Source organism: Capilliphycus salinus ALCB114379, assembly GCF_047276495.1.
GTDB lineage: Bacteria > Cyanobacteriota > Cyanobacteriia > Cyanobacteriales > Microcoleaceae > Capilliphycus > Capilliphycus salinus.
Genome location: NZ_CP178543.1, coordinates 3,128,863 through 3,146,856, shown reverse-complemented (window position 1 = coordinate 3,146,856; position 17,994 = coordinate 3,128,863). Strand labels below are relative to the sequence as shown.

The window sequence follows — 17,994 nt, the reverse complement described above, 5'->3', positions numbered from 1 at the left end:
TAGAATCTATAGACTTCGCGTCAAGGTTTCAACAGCTAATTCTAATTCCTCAATTTCGATCTCGCTACTGCCTGCGCTGACATCCATCGCACTGTAACGAGTTGGCCAGGCGCCTCTAAATTGAAACCGAGCTTGTTCTTGACCTGATTGATTGTATATTGTTAGAGAACCATCGCGCAACTGTTTCGCCCAGTTCCCTTCTTCAACAGCATTGAACCACTTCCAAAGCGTTTTTGAATTGGTCATTCCTCGCCGCAAAATAATATTTTCCGTCTTAGAATTACCGGGAACTTTTGTGCGAATCACCCGACCATATTTAGCGGGTTTACTTCCCCATTGTTGGGGTGTAACCTCACAAAATTCGATGACCTCCTGAGTGCGTTTAAACCCCCGACATTCGAGAAACGTCGCATCAACGGGTTCCTGACTTCCTTCGAGTTTGAGTTCGAGATAAAATCGAGAAGCAGTGAGCAGTTCGGGAAATGTTGCCATTGTTATTTATTCAATGAATAATCTGCTCAATTAACTATTGCACTCGTTCAATACCTTCGTGAACCAATTCTAACGTTTCATTTGCCATATTTGTATCCCCTGCGGCAAATTTGGGGCCTTCATACTTGCAGGGATAAGCATTTTTAATTTCCCAACGCGCTTGCATACCACCCGCCTGATCGTAAGCCGTAACTGATGCGGCTTTGCGGTTGCTATTCCAAGTGGAAGCGCCGCCATCATTGGTATTACAATCTTTATACCAGATATAAAGATCTTTATCCGTTGTCGCAACAACCTTGACCGTTACTTTAGAAAACTTTTCGCTCGTGGGAGTGGCTTGGCGAGTTTTTGTACCGCCCTTTGATGAACCCAAAACCCCCGCATCTCCCGCTACGGGAGACTCAACAGATAAACCCCCAACTTCTAAAATTTGTTTTTCCGTGACTCCATCAGCCTCGAAATAAAACTTACAAGCCGTCAGAAGTTCAGCCATTTTTTTAACCCCTTAACGCAATTTGTGAACGATCAATCCAAAGCCAAAATTCAACCCGATCAATTATTATTGATTGGGCGCCCATTGACTAACTCGAAAAACAACAAACTCAGCCGGACGAACCGGACGAACCCCAACTTCAATGTACAATATCCCCAGTCTCATGGTTTCTTCTGTATTAAGATCTCCATCGCACTTAACATAAAAAGCTTCTTCGGGAGAACTTCCAAACAGCGCACCTTCCCGCCAAATTCGTTCGAGAAAGTTATTAACCGTTCGTCGAACTCGCGCCCAAAGATCTTCATCATTCGGTTCAAAAACAACCCATTGCGTTCCCAGTTCAATTGATTTTTCAATGTAGCTCATCAAACGACGAACACTAATATAACGCCACAAAACATTATCCGGTTCAACCAAAGTTCGGGCGCCCCAAACTTGAATTCCTCGGTTGGGAAACTTGCGAACACAATTAATTCCTTTGGGGTTCAGTAATTCTTGTTCGCGGAAGTTCGTATCATAAGCCAAACCAATCACCCCACGCGGCGTCACATTAGCGGGTGCTTTGTATACCCCTCTGGTTTCATCAGTTTGACTCCAAATTCCCATCATATGACCGCAGGGAGGAACATAAATTCCCTTGCCATTATCTCGGGGATTGGGAACTTTCAGCCAGGGATAATATAACGCCGAAAATTGAGAACGCCGGCCGAATTGATTCAGCCATTCGGCAACATCTTGGGGTTTATTTTGTTCGGGAGAAACCGGGCTATTTCCTCTCCTAACTTTAACAGGAGGCGGGTCCAATACAACCATCCGAAAAGGAGGACTCGGTGCCGAATTTTCGCAGTTCGTCATCATCATTTCCATGAGGCTGTGAACCTGTTCTAAATTCAACAAACCCTGCTGATAAGCTAACATTAAATCCGGACAGGCAATAATCGCCACCTCATCAATTTCAAATAACCCTTGAATCCCCGTCCGATTGTTGCGCCCACCGTAAGTTTTGCGGTAAAGCTGATCGGTCGGATACACTTCAGGAGGCGTACTAATTTCATAAATTCCATTCGCCGGACGACGAGACAAAGGCAGTCCTTCTGTGGCTTTAATTTCTATTTCTAAAAAAGGAGACTCTTGAAACGCCGTCTCCACAAATGTTCCCGCTTCCGGTTCCGGACTCATCGACAAATGTCTGTGAGTCGAGAGAATATCTTCGCCCTGTCTCAAAGTGACTTTGAAATATTCGCCGGTATCAAAAGGTTCCTCGTCGGGGTTATCCGAGGGCCGGGGTTCGTCCGGTTCGACGATGACGTTAATCCGTCCGTTTTCCACCTGTTCCGGCTTCATCCGAAAGGCGAGGGAGGGCCGTTGACTGACGGTTGTAATGCTTGTAGTGGTGAGATTTTCCTCCACCTGGGGCTTTTTCCCGGCTGTGTGGGGAAGTTGGGTGCCGATACTCACGACCCAGCAGCGACCCCCGCCATTATCAAACCATCCCCTCACCGCAAAAGGCAGATAAGCCCCAAAATCGGTAAACCCGTCGGAACCGGGTTTTCCAAAGTATTCTAGATACTGAGTCCAGTCTGTGATCAGTTGAGGTTCAAACAGTTGGGCATCCCCGCGAATATCTTCGGTAAACCCAACAAATCCTGCGACATTCATAGTTACCCCTTGGATGGGGCGACTACCTCGCTCTATCTCTTCGACGTATACACCCGGCGCAAAGTAATCTAGACGAGCCATGAGGAAGTCTCCTTAACGAGTCTTCAATTGTGTGCAATTGTGTCAGTAAACTTTAAGTGACTTAATGATAGATCGATTCGATCAAAAAATGAAATAATTATTGTAGAAATTTAGTAAAGTTTAAGTTAATTTTGTTTAAGATTTATTTCCAATGCGATCGAAGGATTAAGTTATGATTTTCCGAAGTTTATGACTGATTTTCGATATTCTTTTGTCAAACCGAAGCGCACACTGCAAAACCCATGAGTAATTATCTGGCGATCGCTACCGTTACCGCTATTTTGCAGCAAATGTTACAGACAGGCATCGCCAATGATGTTCCCGGGGCCAGAGTAACAACAATTCGTCCTGACAATGCGGGGAGTGGGGTTCCCGATACCGGGATTAATATTTTTCTCTATCAAGCTTCTCCTAATCCCGCATGGCGGAATGCAGATTTACGCACTCGCCGTCCCAAAGATAATCTAATTAAACAGGCTCAAGCCGGACTGGATTTGTATTATTTATTAACCTTTTATGGCAACGAACAAGAACTCGAACCGCAGCGTTTGTTAGGGAGTGCGATTCAAACCATAGTCGATCAACCGATTATTACGCCGGAAATGATCGACCGAGTTGTTAACAGCAATTCTTTCCCTTTTCTGGCTCCATCAACTCTAGATGAACAAGTACAATTGGTGCAGTTTATTCCGGTTCCGATGACCACAGAAGAATTATCCCGTCTTTGGTCAATCTTTTTTCAACTTCCCTATTCTCTCTCCTTTGGCTTTCAAGCCACAGCCGTTTTAATTGAGGGAAGAAAACCCGGAAAAGCACCCTTACCCGTGCGATCGCGTCAATTTTATGCAGTTCCAAATCAACCAACAATCGAACAGATTGAACCCTCAAACGGAATCAACCAACCCATCACCGCAAACAGCACTTTAAATATTCTAGGAAAACAACTTCTCGGAGAGCAAACCCGGATTCATATTGGAGGCGCCCGAGTCGTTCCTCAAGACATCACCGATACTCAAATTACCCTACAAATTTCTGCTTTATCTTCTCAAGAATTCAACAGTTTGAGAGCGGGATTACAGGGTTTGCAGGTGGTGCATTTCATTCGAGATCGTTTAAGTTCAAATTCAAATCGAACCCTCGAATCGAACGTTATTCCTTTGATTTTGCGTCCGACAATTACGATTAATTCGGAGGAGATAGATTTAGAAGAAATAGAAGATAATCTCTACTCGGGAGAGATAGAAATTCAGGTAGATTTGAGAGTTGGATTCAAACAGCGAGCATTTTTATTACTCAATGGTATCTCCGATCAAAACTCACAATCCTACATTTTTTCTGCAAAACGACGAACTCGCAACAGTCATACTTTGACGTTTTCACTGGAAAATGTCAAACTCGGAGACTATCTGGTGAGAGTGCAAATTGATGGTGCAGAAAGTCTCTTAACTGTGGATAATGATAGATATTCAGGCCCTATTCTACACGTCCTATGAATTCTCCTGACTTCCCCGACTGGTACACCGCCAACGCCCAGGTTTTAATGATAGCTTTGAACCAAGTTCGTCAAGCTTTAAACCGTCAGATTTCCTACCTTCAAAATCAAACCTTTGAGGAGGAAAATCAGCCAACACAGCAAATTAATTCCCAAAATTTAGATAAACCTTTCGCCCTCGATCAACTTGGCAAACATTTTAATTTATCCGACTTTGAACGGGAAATTTTATTACTCTGTTTGGGAATGGAACTCGATCCAATCTGGTCTTCATTGTGCGCTGCGGCTCAAATTGATTCTCAACATAGTTATCCCACATTTAGTTTAGCACAAACCCTTTTTGAAAAGCCAAACTGGAAAGCGATCGCGCCGGAATCTCCCCTGAGACGGTGGAATTTAATCGAAGTGGGGGCGGGAAATTCTTTGGCAAATAGTCCGTTAAGAATTGATGAAAGAATTCTGCATTATCTCGTCGGAACCCATCAGTTAGATAAGCGGTTAGTTGGCATCGTTAAGTTGGTTTCGGTTAGCCAAACCTTCGTAGAATCTCATCAAAAATTAGCTGAAACGATTACCGAAACTTGGATAAAAGCAGAGAAACCTTCTCTAGAAATTGAAAAATTAGAATTACCCGTTATTCAACTTTGTGGTAACGAACGGGTGGGAAAACGAGCAATAGCAACTCAAGTTTGTCATCGGTTGGGATTCAATCTTTTTAGCCTTTCTACCCATGCCATTCCCACCAGTTTAAACGACTTGCATCAGTTTATAGAACTTTGGGAACGGGAGGCAATTTTAAGCCGAGCGGTTTTATTATTAGATGCCGATCAAACCGATACAATAGACACCGCCAAAGAAAATGCTATCGCGTTAATTCTCGAACAAATTTCTACCCCTCTCATTATCACTTCTCAGGATAGACAACCGCCACAATATCGCCCGATAATCACCTTTGATGTGAACAAACCCACCTCAAACGAACAGCGAGAACTTTGGAACCAAGCGCTGGGAAAATCCGCAGAAAGTACAAATGGATTTGTCGATCAATTGGTTTCTCAATTTAATCTCAGTTCCACCGATATTCAAGCCGCCTGTTTTCAAATTAAATCCCAAGAAAATTATACCATGAATTCTGACAATCTTTGGAATATTTGTAGAATTCAGGCGCGACCCAAATTGGATGAATTAGCCCAAAGAATTGAAGCTTCTGCGAGTTGGGAAGATTTAGTTTTACCCCAAACTCAACAACATATTCTTCAAACGATTTCCAGCCATGTTCGACAGCGAATGACCGTTTATGAACGTTGGGGATTTGCTAAAAAAGGCGCCAGGGGATTGGGAATTAGCGCTTTATTTGCGGGGGCAAGCGGCACCGGAAAAACAATGGCGGCTGAGGTTTTGGCGGGTGAATTAAAGTTAGATCTCTATAAAATAGATTTGAGTACAGTTGTTAGCAAATATATTGGCGAAACCGAGAAGAATTTAAGGCGGGTTTTTGATGCGGCAGAAACCGGAGGTGTGATTTTACTTTTTGACGAAGCAGATTCATTATTTGGGAAACGAAGCGAAGTAAAAGATAGTCGCGATCGCTATGCTAATTTAGAAGTAAGTTATCTGTTGCAACGCATGGAAGCTTATCAAGGATTGGCAATTTTAACAACAAATTTAAAAGATTCCATCGATACGGCATTTATGCGAAGAATTCGGTTTGTTGTCAAGTTTCCCCTGCCGGATATTAACCAACGGGCCGAAATTTGGCGGCGAATTTTCCCCAAAGATACGCCCACAGAAGACTTGAATATTAAGAAACTTGCAAAGTTGAATATATCGGGAGGAAATATCCGCAATATTGCCCTCAATGCCGCATTTTTAGCAGCCGACGAAGGTAAACCGATTGCAATGACACATTTATTAAAAGCAACAGAGAGCGAATATGCTAAACTAGAGCAACCCCTAACAGAAACCGAAATCAGAGGTTGGGTTTAGTTATCACATTTTACCTGAAATAAAAGGAGGATTTATGGTCGGTAAACCTGCGGCACGGTTGGGAGATATGACAGCACACGGTACGGTTCTAAAACCCGGTTTGGGAAGTCCTAATGTTTTCATTGGAGGTAAACCCGCATGGCGAGGATTAAACCCCGCAGGTGCCGCACAATTGGCAAAAGCAATGACAGAAGTTATGATATCTGTTAATAAGTTTACCGCAGCAACAAGTACCAGCAATCCTGTCCTCGCCGCCGACGCTTTAAAAGAGATGGAAAAAGGAATTTCTAAAGCAGTCAAAATAATGGGTTCTGTCGATCAGCATCTTTGCGAAATGCTGTTAGTTCCTCCCAGTCCACCGCCCCATGCAAACGGTGTGGTTATTAATGGCAGTTCGACGGTTTTAATCAACGGTTTACCCGCCTGTCGCCAGGGAGATATGATTCAAGAAACTGTTTCTGTAAATACAATTACACTCGGTTGTCCGACGGTTTTAATTGGCGGTTGATTTGATTAATTTGTGTTAGGTTAAGACTTGAATCTCAACAAATCTTATTACTTTTTCCTGGGATCTGTTGTCAACTGGAAAACATCCTCTGGGGATTATTCCTCCGGGGTAAAGTCCGGCGAGAAGGGTTCTATTTTGATTTCTAATTCAACTGAAAAATTTGTCTAGAAATTTTGTGGCGATCGCGTGAAATTGTGGCAAACTATGAAAAAGGCTGAAATCAACAGCGAAGCGAAACATGACTCAAAAGTTTATCTCGCGGCAAAAAAGCCAATCTCCGACGACTTCACCACCCGTGCAAACGAGTCGGTTCGCCAACCGTCCCTTTGCCGAACCCGTTCAACAAAAAGCCCAACAGCCTGACTTACAAACAATTCTACAACGGGCAGAACGGACGGGCAATCCAACGGCAAAAATGGCTTGGGGAAATACGCAGCCAGAGGTTCAACGTCAGGGGGTAACGGAGAATGAAATAGAAGAGTCGAAAGTTCAGAAGGAAGCCGCTACAGATACTCAGTCTCAAGATTTAGAAGAACAGAAAGATACGGAAGTTCAGACTCAATTAGATTCGACCATTCAATCACAAGAATCCGAACAAAAGCCAGAAGAAGAAACAATTCAACAGCAATCATCTCCCGAAGAAGAACAGAAAGATACGGAAGTTCAAAGTAAATTAGATTCGACAATTCAACAACAAGAATCTGAGCAAAAGCCAGAAGAAGAAACCGTTCAAAAACAATCAACTCCCGAAGAAGAACAGAAAGATACAGACGTTCAGACTCAATTAGATTCGACTATTCAACAACAAGAATCTGAGCAAAAGCCAGAAGAAGAGACAATTCAACAGCAAGAATCTCCCGAAGAAGAACAAAAAGATACGGAAGTTCAGACTCAATTAGATTCAACCATTCAACAACAAGAATCCTCACAAAAACCGGAAGAAGAAACAGTTCAACAACAAGAATCCTCACAAAAACCTGAAGAAGAAACCGTTCAAAAACAATCAACTCCCGAAGAAGAACAGAAAAATAGTGAAGTTCAAACTAAATTAACCGTTGGTCAACCGGGAGACAAATACGAACAAGAAGCGGATAACGTTGCCGCCAAAGTAATGACAATGCCGGAGACAAAAACAGAGGAAAATACACCTCAGTCTCAGGATGTTGAAAAAGAAGAATCCACCGTTCAAAAGCAACCCATCGCCCAATCAATTACCTCAGTTCAAAGACGGTTAGAGAGTTCGGTAAACCTCAAGTCCGTTCGAGATAATAAAGCAGGAAAAGCACAAGTAACACCCAGTTTAGAGAATAGGTTAGCTAGCGAAAAAGGGGGAGGAAGTCTCCTACCCGAAGATACTCGATCCTTCATGGAATCTCGGTTTGGGGCGGATTTTAGTGAGGTGCGAGTTCATACCGACTCCCAAGCCGCCCAGATGAACCAAGAACTGGGAGCGCAAGCGTTTACGCACGGAAACGATATCTATTTCAACTCAGGAAAATACGATCCGAGTTCGGGTAAAGGTCAGGAACTATTAGCCCACGAACTGACCCACACCATCCAACAAACGGGCGGAAAAACTGCAAAATCAAACAATAATTCCAACAATAAAAAGTCTTCCAAAGCCAACAAAGTTCAAATGAAGAGTATGACTCCGTTGGCCGAACCCACCATTCAAAGGCGGGAGGAGACATCATCAGAAGCCGTTCAAACCGTTCCCACACCGTCCACCGTTGAGGGGGGTACGTCCGACCTCCCCGAAGCCACAGGAGGCGAAACAGCGCCCTCAGAGCAAACTCCAGCAAGTTCGGGTTCGACTCCTCCGAGTGAAGGGGGCGGCGCGTCAAGTTCGGGGAGTAGTAGCATTGAGTCTCAGTTAAGCGCAGAATTAGGTGAAGTCGAGCTTCAAACGAACTCCCCAGCCGTACAGATGTGTCCAGGAACACAAAATTGTACTCATGGCAATGATTCACAGCAGAAGGGCTTAGTTCAAACGAAACAGCAAACCCCATCTGAAGATAAAGATAAAGCCAACTCTACCCAAACAGACTCACCAAACAACGAGGAAACCCAAGTCGTCGATACAGCAGGTGGAACTCAAACAAAAACAAAACCGAACAACAGTCCTGAAACAGAAGCAAAGCAGTCCTCTCCTGCAAAGAATGAAAATGCACCCCAAGCTAGTCAAAGAGGTTTACAACCGCAACAGGAAAAAGACACTAACCCAACAAAAGAAGCTCTACAAGCAGTAGACCCGAAGCAAGAGGTTCAGTTACCTCAAAAAGCCCAAGCAAAAGAGAACAAAGCTCAGGGGGGAAATCAGACTAAAGGTAAAGAAGGAACAGGCAAAGGTGCTGAGAAAGGAGGTAAAACATTAAAAGATGTACCAGAAGCACAAGCCCTTAAAGAAGCGACTGCCGATCGCGAAAAAGCAAGCTCGAACCTAGAAGGAGAAGGCAATAAAAAAGCAACCAACCCTGAAACAGAAGCCGAAAAAGAACAAAGCGTCGCTGATGCCCAGAAAGCCACAACAAAATTAGAATCAACGAATGCAGAGGTAACACAGTTAGCCTCAATGGGTATTAAATTTGCCTTACCAGAACCCCAAGCAACGGGTGAGGGAGAAAAAGGGACAGTCATTGCCAGAAAAGCCGATCCAAGTGGCAATTCAGCACTCCTAGAACAGCAGCGCGCTCAAGCAGATGCACAAGCAAGTGACTTCCTCGCCCAAGCAGCAGAACGAGTACAGACAATTACAGGATTAGGAGAATCAATTCCAGAACGCATCTTAGCCGCCGCCGAGAATGCTAAAGCAGGTGTAATGGCAGCAGTTGAGCAACAAAAAGCCGTTGTCACAGCTCAAATTGTACAATTGCGCTCACAAGCTCAAAGTGAAGCACAAGCTGCGATCGCGCAAATTCAAGCCAAATATCAAGCAACAGCAGCAGCAATTCCTCAAACCACTGCGAATGCTCGCCAAGAAATTGATTCAGAACAGAACACAGCACTACAAACACTCGATGAAAAGGTCGATAACCAAACAACCCACATCGAAGAAGTTTACAATCAAGCAGGCGAAAAATACCGTGATGCAGGTGCGCGGATCGGTGATGAAGCTCTAGCTAGAGCCGAAGAAAGAGCAAAAGAATACGAGTCTAAGATTACAGGTAAAGATGATAACTTCTGGGATGGCCCGCTAACAGATAACCGCAATAGAGCTAGAGCCAATGCAGCCAGAGAAGTTGGAAAAGAATATAAACAAGGTCTGATCGACGAAGCCAACAAACAAGCCGATCAAGTCCAAGAAGGCAAATCAAAAGACATTGAAACGGTACTGCAAATCGCAGATCAATCTCGTGAAACTCTGAAAAATCACCATCAGGCTAGCCTAGAAAGCTTAGATACAGCCGAACAGCAGGTTCTGTCTCAAGTAGAAGAAACACAAACGAGCTTAACTGAAGCAGCCAATGAAAGCTTGCAAGCAACATTACAATCCTTAGACCAACAGCAAGCCAGTCAACTGCAACTTTTAGCAGGTTATGGTGAACGCCAAATATCAGTCATTGACCGAGATGCTCAAAAAGCGATCGCCTCCTTACAAGATGGAGTCAACCAAGCCGCTACCAGTCTTCAAAATGCACTACAAGAATCTCAAGCCCAACTTCAAGGAATACCCGCACCAAACCCAGACGAGTTGAGTGCAGCTTTAGCAGAAGTCCTTGGACAATTTGACAATTCTGTGACGAAGGTACAGCAGCAAACAGAACAAGGCATTGCAGCATCAGAACAAGGCATCGCCCAGGGAGGACAGCAAGTCGTAAGTGGGGTCAGTACCCTCGCTCAAACTGGGCTTCAAGAGTCAATGACTGTTGTCGAAGCAGCCAAGACAACCCTGACCAATCTCAATCAAGGTGCCACAGACTACTTCAATCAGACTCAAGAAGCATTCTCAACCACAGTTACAGACATCACCAACTCCGCTGTTCAAGGTTTTAATGAGGTAACTCAAGGAATTGAAACCACTTTCGAGGAAGTTAACCAAAATTTGGAAAGTGGTATTGAAAAGGGCGTGAGTGAGCTAGAAGAAGGACTGCGGGGTGCGTTCGACCAGATGGAAGCAGATATCGATAAATATGCTGAAGAAGCAGCAGCGAAAGAGGAACCACGCGGGGTTAAGGTCTTGAAGGGAATCGCTAAGGCGCTCCTAGTTGTTGCAGTCATTGCAGTTGCAATCGTTGTCGCACCCGTCGCTATTGGTGCAGTGGGAGCAGTTGCTGGAGCATTGGGCGCAAGTGCCGCAGTAGCCAGTGGAATTGGCATGGTGGTTGGTGGGGCAATCGTTGGTGCCGCAGCAGGTGCAGTGGTGCAGATGGGCAACAACCTGATTGATGGTAAGCCCATCTTTGAGGATATTGGTAAAGCTGTCCTTGCTGGAGCAATTGGTGGTGCGCTCGGTGGTGCTGGTGGTGCATTAGGAAATGTATTGGGTGCAGCAGGCAAACTGGGTACTGGACTGACTCAATCGACCGCTAAATTTGGAATTGATGTAGGATTTGATGTGGCAGGAACTATTGCTGGTGACTTGGCAGTTGGCAATCCTATTACCCTCGAAGGTGTTCTCATTGGTGCAGGTATTGGTGCGGCAGTCCATATTTCTACTGAAAATCTGAATAAACTTGGTAAATTTGGTCAAAACATTGAGGGAATGCAAACTCAATCGTCCCAAGTCGGGGAACAGTTGGGTACTTCACTCGGCAATAAGATCAAGAGTGGCTTTGGTGGTGGAGTTGATGCTCCCCCAACTCGGGATCTTGATGTGAATATGCCTAGCAGTAAGAGTCCTGAAACAGAAGTTAAGGCACCTGAAACAGGAGGCAAAGCACCTGAAACCTCTGTTAAGTCTCCCCAAACAGAAGTCAAAGTGCCTGAGACACAGGTGAAACCACCTGAAATCGATACACCGAATGGACGTACCACCCATAAAGATGAGCCAGAAGTCGAGCCAGGTGTAGTTGCTAAAGAGCAAATGCCTGATGGACATGAAATCAAAGTTCTCAAAGATGGTCGAGTAGTTCGCTGCTCAGATTGTCAAGAAATGGATGTAGATCCAAAAACCGAACAAACATCTAACCCTCAAGAAAAACTTCAAGAAGCGAAGGAAGCCGTTCGTATTATCCGCCAGGATAACGATTTCGCTGCCCTGGTTAATCATAAAGGCAAGCCGAAATCCCATGTTGCTGAAGATGGTTCGCTGGTTCCCGCAAATCCCAAGGGTTCGGCAACTCCTCTAGAACACGTTTACGGCAGCGATCCAGCTAAAGGGGATAGTCCCTACACTTCCTTCCTCACCGAAAAGGGTGGTGTTGCCAAGACATACGGAGATTCAGAAGTTGAACTCGATTTACCACAGTTGCGAGCAGATATCCAATCCGGTCAACTCAAGGATGTTGAGATCCTCACCCCCGAACAGATCTCCAGTGCGATCAAGAGTGAAATCGATCAAATTGCCACAGTAGATATTAATGCCGCCATTGCCAAGGGTCCACAGGGAATTCCTGAGTATGTCGCTTCATTAAAGATCAGCAAAAAGAAAGCTAGCAAACTTGAGCGTAGGTTGTTGGCATACTACAACACAACACGCGACGGCGAGTATCTCGTCAAAGGTACTATTCCACCAACCTATCTCAACGGGCCTTATTCAGCCAAAGCTCCTGATACAGACGTTAAAGCCCCTGGAACGCAAGTGAAAACGCCTGAAAGTGAATTGCCAAGCGGCACTCGTTCGGGGGTAGATAAACCCAGTAATACCCAACCGGATGCAGATGCAGGCACACCTCATGGTTTGAAGTCAGACAGTGACTTACCGATGACCACAAAAGAACAGGAGATTTTGAAGAACACTGCTCCTAAGCGAGGTGATGAACTGACATCAGAAGAACTCAATACAGAACTTGAATTGGCAGGAAAAGCGGAAAGCAGGTCGATAAATGAAGGAGAATTTGTTGAAGAGATTAAACTGCCCAACGACCACGAATGGAAGCAAAAAGAGGATGGTACGTGGTGTCGCTTTTCTGGCAAAGGATATTGCATTCCACCTGGTGGTCAACAACGAAGAAGTAACCGAACAGCAACCAGAATGAGTACCTTGAGCAGCACACAGGGTACGGTTGACCGTCAATCAAGAACTCGGGGAGCGACAAGGCGCACAACAGAATTAAACGAATTAGGAGTACAGCCGCCAAGAAGAAACCTGCAACGGCAACCCTATCAGCAAGATATCGAAGGAACACAGTTGTGGGATGGAATCTCACGCCCCGCTTGGGGAGATGATTTTGAGGACAACTATTGGCAGAATTCTCGTCACCAACCGAATCAACAACATCAACGCAGGGAATATGAATGTATAGTCGGACCTAACAATCAAAGACAGTATTTGCCACGAAAGAAAGATGCACGGCCAGGTGAAGACATTGCAACGATTGGTCACATAACTCAGTGGCGAGATCACATAAATAATAATGCTGATGGGGATACTTTCACGGTCGAAGACGACGCACAGATATGGGCTATAAGTAGGAACGAGGCAGAAACATGGTATAGAGATCCAAATAATTTACAACCAGAGGGACAAATCTATAACTCTCAAAGAGCCAGATCCTACACGAGCGATCCATTGCACCAGCAATATGTGGATCGGGAGTAACAATTTGAAGTTAGAGCAGAGTTATTCAACAGGAAGCTAAAACTAAGGAGGCAGTTTTGATGCAATCGTTAAATGCTACAGAAGAATTACTCTTCACAGATCGTGAAGGCAAGCAAGAACAACTTCAAGATATAATCGATGACGGTCTTGACGGAGGTTACGAAGACCGTATTCCAGCACTTGTAGATCTGCTCAATTCAGGTGAACCATATCATCGACTGCTAGCCTGCGTCATGCTGACTTCCTGGGGACATCCTTCTGGCTTCCAAACGCTCATAGATTGGGCTTCTAATTCTGAAGAAGTTCCGTGGAAAAATTCACCTGTAGCATACGAGCGAATATCGGGAAGTGACTCTGCCTTTGAAATGCTTGCTGACGCGCTAAAGACAAGCTACTACTGTGAAGAATACCCGACACTCAAGCAATGGCAGATAGCTGCAACCAAGGCACTCCTCGGCGTGTATCATCTGTATTATTTTGGTCGGACTTTAGCATTAGCTACTCTCAGGGAGAAAGAAATAACAATAGCTGTAAAAAACGAAATTATTGCAGCTATTGAAGCCAGCATAGCAACACTACAACAACATACACCTTTAGAGTTCGATCTAGCATTTCAAGTCGCCTGCTTACTAATTCCATTAGCACGCCTTGACGATGACACAGCCGCAACTTACGCAAATCAATTGATTTCTAATTATCCCCAGAATCAACGAATGTTGAGAGAACTAGCAAATGCCTTGGGAGATGGTGAAGGAGAAGCGACTCTAGCAACTCTTCAACATCTAAAAACATTAGGAATACCTGTTTTGAAAGAAGATGTAGAGAATGCGATCTCTCGTCGTTCATCTCGTTAAATTATCCACGCCAATAACTGCAAACTTTACCTAATGAAATTACTTAAATTACTATGAGCAGCCAAAATAAATTAACATTGTGGACTGATTCTACCCGTTCTCATTACTTTCTCATTCCCAACGATCGAGAACTTCCCAATGGAGATTTTATCCTTTTTACACTCAACGGCAGTGAAAAGCAAGTTGATGCCACTGCACTAACTTCCTTTGAAATTTCAGAATCAGAAGCCAAAGCTTATCTCCAAACTGAAATGAACCAAGCTTTTGAGGAAGCTAAAAATGCCTTCTCAAATTTCATGGCATTCTCCACACAAACATCACAAGACGTTTCATCAAATCCTACCCCATCATCAGAAAAATCTCAATCAGCCCAAACCCTGATTTCTTCACTTCTAGGTGTCTCTTACGAAGAACTTCAAAATAATCCGGAAACAGCCCAAACAGCTTTTCAGAATGTCTATACCGAACTGAAACAATTATTAGGTGAATCAACCTCTACAAACCCCGCAAAAGTCGAGGAAGCCCGTGCGCGTATGCGTTCCTGGCGGGAGAAGCTAGAACTTCAAGGAATCAAAGTCGGCGAGGAAATGGAAGAACTACCTGACCAATTGGGAGAAATATTGTCTTCCTCAAACCTTGAGGTTTATCTGAGGGAAATTGTAGCTAAACTACAGGATTTTGCAGACCAAATTAATCAGTCACCTGATACAGTTGGAGAAAAAATTGATGAAATGATTAAATCGATTAGCAAAGATTTATTTGTAGACAAAGAAAAACAGTTGGAGGAAAAAAGAAAACAGCAGTATAGAAAATCAGCACAAGATGCGATCGCAGAATCTTTTAGTAAGCGGAAAAGCTCCTCATTTACTGATGGATTTTTGAAGTTAAAAACTCATCAACAGTCAGAAGACGAGCCAAAATAGTGAAAAGAAGGGCTTTTTGGTAACGTGTAATTCCTGTTTAATAGTTCTCTTGGGAGAGTTAGATCATGTCCGCTTAATTACTTAAAAAAAGTTGTAGGTTGGGTTGAATAAATCAATGGCTTAGAAAAGACTAATCAATTTAAGATCAAAGTCAAACCCAACACTTAGAAAAAGTTGTAGGTTGGGTTGAGCGAATCAATAGTTTTGGACAACCCAATCAATTCAATAGCAAAGCGAAACCCAACGCCGTGAGTTTACATCCTTAAAAAAAGTGGAAGTTCGCGATTCACTTGTAGGTTGGGTTGAGCGAATCAATAGTTTTGTAAAACCCAATCAATTCAATAGCAAAGCGAAACCCAACACTGTGAGTTTACATCCTTAAAAAAAGTGGAAGTTCGCGATTCGCCAGTCAAGCATTACCTAATAATGTTGGGTTGAGGTACGAAACCCAACCTACTTTTGATAAGCGATCGCCTGGTATATTAATGAAGTAAGTTGGGTGTTGCTTTCGCTCGACCCAACCCCTATAAATATTACCAACACAAGCCATTTTTCAAACCTGTCAACAGTTTAGGGTCGATTTCTCAACTCCCGAACAATTTCTTGAGCCAAATTTTTTGACCACAACGAATCAAATGGACAAAGAATCTGTCGGTTTTCCGGTGATATCCAAACGAGAGCGTCTTCTACGTCCGAGATTTGATAGGATTCGTTGAGCAGAACACAAGTTAGCAACCGATGAACTGCATTAGCCTGTTCGTCTGTCAAAACAATCATTTTTCTAACCTCCGTTTACCGAGTTTGGTTTTAGGCGTTTCCCCTTTCGATAACATGACCAACGCCTGATCGATGTCCCGAACCTTGATTTTCCTGAGTGCGATCAGGATGGACTTGATCAAGGCGACTTCATCATCGGTGAGTGTAACCATCAGTTGAGCCTCTGTGGAAATTTTGTTGAACCGATCCCATTTTACAGCAAAACAGCAAAACAACAAAATAGCAATAGTTGGCTTTAGACCTTGCTATGTGTCAGGATTGCTTAGTAGCTCTGCTATGCAGCAATGAAGACGAAGACAGTACAGTTTAGGGCGCAACTTCCCCAGGATATTGATTTTCTAGTCCGTGCGATCGCGCCATTTAAAGATGCAGGTCGAGACTGGACGTTGAGCGATATTGTTGTCGAAGCACTAACCGAATGGCTTCGCAAACCTGAAAACCGGGAGTTAATTGAGGTTCACAATATTCTAGAAGGGTTGGAACGTCGGGGACTGACAACCCATGTTTACGATAATCCCGAAGACTAACAATGCGATCGCCTGTAGGTTGGGTTGAGCGAATCAATAGTTTTGTAAAACCCGATCAATTCAATAGCAAAGCGAAACCCAACGCCGTGAGTTTACATCCTTAAAAAAAGTGGAAGCCTGTAGGTTGGGTTGAGCGAATTAGTAGTTTTGAGGAGACTTATCGATTTAATACCAAAGCGAAACCCAACACCGTGAGTTTACATCCTTAAAAAAGTGGAAGTTCGCGATTCGCTTGTCAAGCATTACCTAATAATGTTGGGTTTCGTACCTCAACCCAACCTACTTTTGATAAGCGATCGCCAATCTTTATCGGTCATTCAATCTCAACCATCATGGGTATGCTAATTCAGTCTGTTGCTTCGATCAATCCCTTGCAACTTTGGTCTGATTCCAACTCCCCCGTTCACCTTCAGAATGCAACTGTTACCCTAATTCAACAGGATGGGGAAATTATCGAGTGTCGCCTGAGTTTTCCGGTTACTCCCGAACTCTACCACCGAATTGACAGCGAAGCACTGTTCAACCTCAAGCCAGAAGTTCGGACTCCTTTAACCAATAGCCACTTCCAACCGGAACTCGATATCCATATCGAAGCCACTCTCAAACCCGATAGACTTCCCCTGCTTCGACCACAGGCGACCAACGCCGAAGAAGCGGCTTTTTATCTGTCTAACCTCAGTCAACAGCAAGCATCCTCACCGGACAGCTATATTCCCTCTGAAACTAATCATCCTTTCACTTTGTTAGAAACTGAAAATTGGTTGGCTTTGTCGGTTAAACAACAGCAAAATTCGGGAGAAATTGGCTATCGCACGTTTTGGTCTTATGTCAGTCCTCAGACTTTAAATGGTAATTCGGTTTCCGAGGAAGAATTATCGGAAAATATTACCCGCTTTTTTACCGATGTTGTTGGGGGAAGTTTGGATAGTGCGGTGCAAGAATTTGCCGATGAAACCGTCGGAACACTGTCTAACTTTTTTCAAGAACTCACCTCAAAATCTTCTTTGAACCCTTCTATGTTTCAAACCGTTCTCAACTTTTTTACCGAAGATGATTGGCCGTTTACTAAAATTCAAGGGGATTTGGCTTTGCGTTCGGCTTTTCAAGGAAAAAACGGAACTTGGGACTGTTACGCTAAAGTTAGGGAAGCACAAAAACAGTTTGTTTTTTATTCGATTTGTTCGGTTAATGCTCCCGAAGACAAACGGCAGGCGATCGCAGAATTTATTTCCAGAGCAAATTATGGCACGATTATCGGTAATTTTGAACTGGATTTTATCGATGGGGAAATTCGCTTCAAAACTTCTATTGATGTCGAAGGAGATACGCTCAGTTCGGCTTTGATTCAATCGTTAGTTTATACGAATGTAATGATGATGGATGAGTATTTGCCGGGAATTTTGGCGGTTGTTTCGGGAGAGTCATCTGCTGTTGATGCGATCGCCAATATCGAAGGCGAGTAAAATGGGTTGTAATGTTGGGTTTCGTTCCTCTACCCAACC

General features: G+C 43.9%; 13 protein-coding genes. 8 read left to right on the top strand and 5 right to left on the bottom strand.

The annotated features are described in order from the left end of the window. Positions 1-6: 6 nt before the first annotated feature. The 3 genes from ACL6C3_RS12970 to ACL6C3_RS12960 all read right to left on the bottom strand — a co-directional run bounded on the left by ACL6C3_RS12970 (position 7) and on the right by ACL6C3_RS12960 (position 2,725). Positions 7-492, bottom strand: a complete 486-nt coding sequence (locus ACL6C3_RS12970; RefSeq protein WP_413167581.1) for a phage tail protein — start codon at positions 490-492, stop codon at positions 7-9. 34 nt (positions 493-526) lie between these two features. Continuing rightward, positions 527-985: a phage tail protein gene (locus tag ACL6C3_RS12965; protein WP_413167580.1), complete on the bottom strand. Its 459-nt coding sequence runs from the start codon at positions 983-985 to the stop codon at positions 527-529. A gap of 66 nt (positions 986-1,051) precedes the next feature. Further along, complete coding sequence (locus ACL6C3_RS12960) at positions 1,052-2,725, bottom strand: phage tail sheath family protein (RefSeq protein ID WP_413167578.1); 1,674 nt, start codon at positions 2,723-2,725, stop codon at positions 1,052-1,054. Positions 2,726-2,967: 242 nt separating this feature from the next. Between ACL6C3_RS12960 and ACL6C3_RS12955 the strand changes: the two genes are divergently transcribed. The 6 genes from ACL6C3_RS12955 to ACL6C3_RS12930 all read left to right on the top strand — a co-directional run bounded on the left by ACL6C3_RS12955 (position 2,968) and on the right by ACL6C3_RS12930 (position 15,188). Then, positions 2,968-4,218, top strand: coding sequence for a DUF4255 domain-containing protein (locus ACL6C3_RS12955; RefSeq protein ID WP_413167576.1), 1,251 nt, complete (start codon positions 2,968-2,970; stop codon positions 4,216-4,218). Next, on the top strand, positions 4,215-6,203 hold the full coding sequence (locus ACL6C3_RS12950; protein ID WP_413167575.1) for an ATP-binding protein: 1,989 nt from the start codon (positions 4,215-4,217) through the stop codon (positions 6,201-6,203). The genes ACL6C3_RS12955 and ACL6C3_RS12950 overlap by 4 nt, the downstream gene beginning before the upstream one ends. Positions 6,204-6,237: 34 nt before the next feature. Continuing rightward, positions 6,238-6,711, top strand: coding sequence for a PAAR domain-containing protein (locus tag ACL6C3_RS12945; protein WP_413167573.1), 474 nt, complete (start codon positions 6,238-6,240; stop codon positions 6,709-6,711). A 238-nt stretch (positions 6,712-6,949) separates the two neighbouring features. Continuing rightward, positions 6,950-13,411: a DUF4157 domain-containing protein gene (locus ACL6C3_RS12940; protein ID WP_413167572.1), complete on the top strand. Its 6,462-nt coding sequence runs from the start codon at positions 6,950-6,952 to the stop codon at positions 13,409-13,411. 59 nt (positions 13,412-13,470) lie between these two features. Beyond that, positions 13,471-14,265 (top strand): hypothetical protein, encoded by a 795-nt coding sequence (locus tag ACL6C3_RS12935; protein WP_413167571.1) that lies wholly within the window; start codon positions 13,471-13,473, stop codon positions 14,263-14,265. Between the two features lie 53 nt (positions 14,266-14,318). Then, positions 14,319-15,188 (top strand): hypothetical protein, encoded by an 870-nt coding sequence (locus ACL6C3_RS12930; RefSeq protein WP_413167570.1) that lies wholly within the window; start codon positions 14,319-14,321, stop codon positions 15,186-15,188. Between the two features lie 570 nt (positions 15,189-15,758). On the opposite strand, the gene ACL6C3_RS12925 is transcribed toward ACL6C3_RS12930, so the two are convergent. Beyond that, entirely contained in the window at positions 15,759-15,965 is a 207-nt protein-coding gene (locus ACL6C3_RS12925; protein ID WP_323273102.1) for a hypothetical protein, read from the bottom strand. Further along, positions 15,962-16,117 carry a hypothetical protein gene (locus tag ACL6C3_RS12920; protein WP_413167568.1) on the bottom strand — a complete coding sequence of 52 codons (156 nt, stop codon included), beginning with the start codon at positions 16,115-16,117 and terminating at the stop codon, positions 15,962-15,964. The genes ACL6C3_RS12925 and ACL6C3_RS12920 overlap by 4 nt, the downstream gene beginning before the upstream one ends. 132 nt (positions 16,118-16,249) lie before the next feature. Between ACL6C3_RS12920 and ACL6C3_RS12915 the strand changes: the two genes are divergently transcribed. Next, positions 16,250-16,492: a hypothetical protein gene (locus tag ACL6C3_RS12915; protein WP_413167567.1), complete on the top strand. Its 243-nt coding sequence runs from the start codon at positions 16,250-16,252 to the stop codon at positions 16,490-16,492. 332 nt (positions 16,493-16,824) lie between these two features. Continuing rightward, the gene (locus ACL6C3_RS12910; protein ID WP_413167565.1) at positions 16,825-17,955 is read left to right on the top strand and encodes a YbjN domain-containing protein; all 1,131 of its coding nucleotides are present in this window, start codon (positions 16,825-16,827) and stop codon (positions 17,953-17,955) included. The last annotated feature ends 39 nt before the right edge of the window (positions 17,956-17,994 follow it).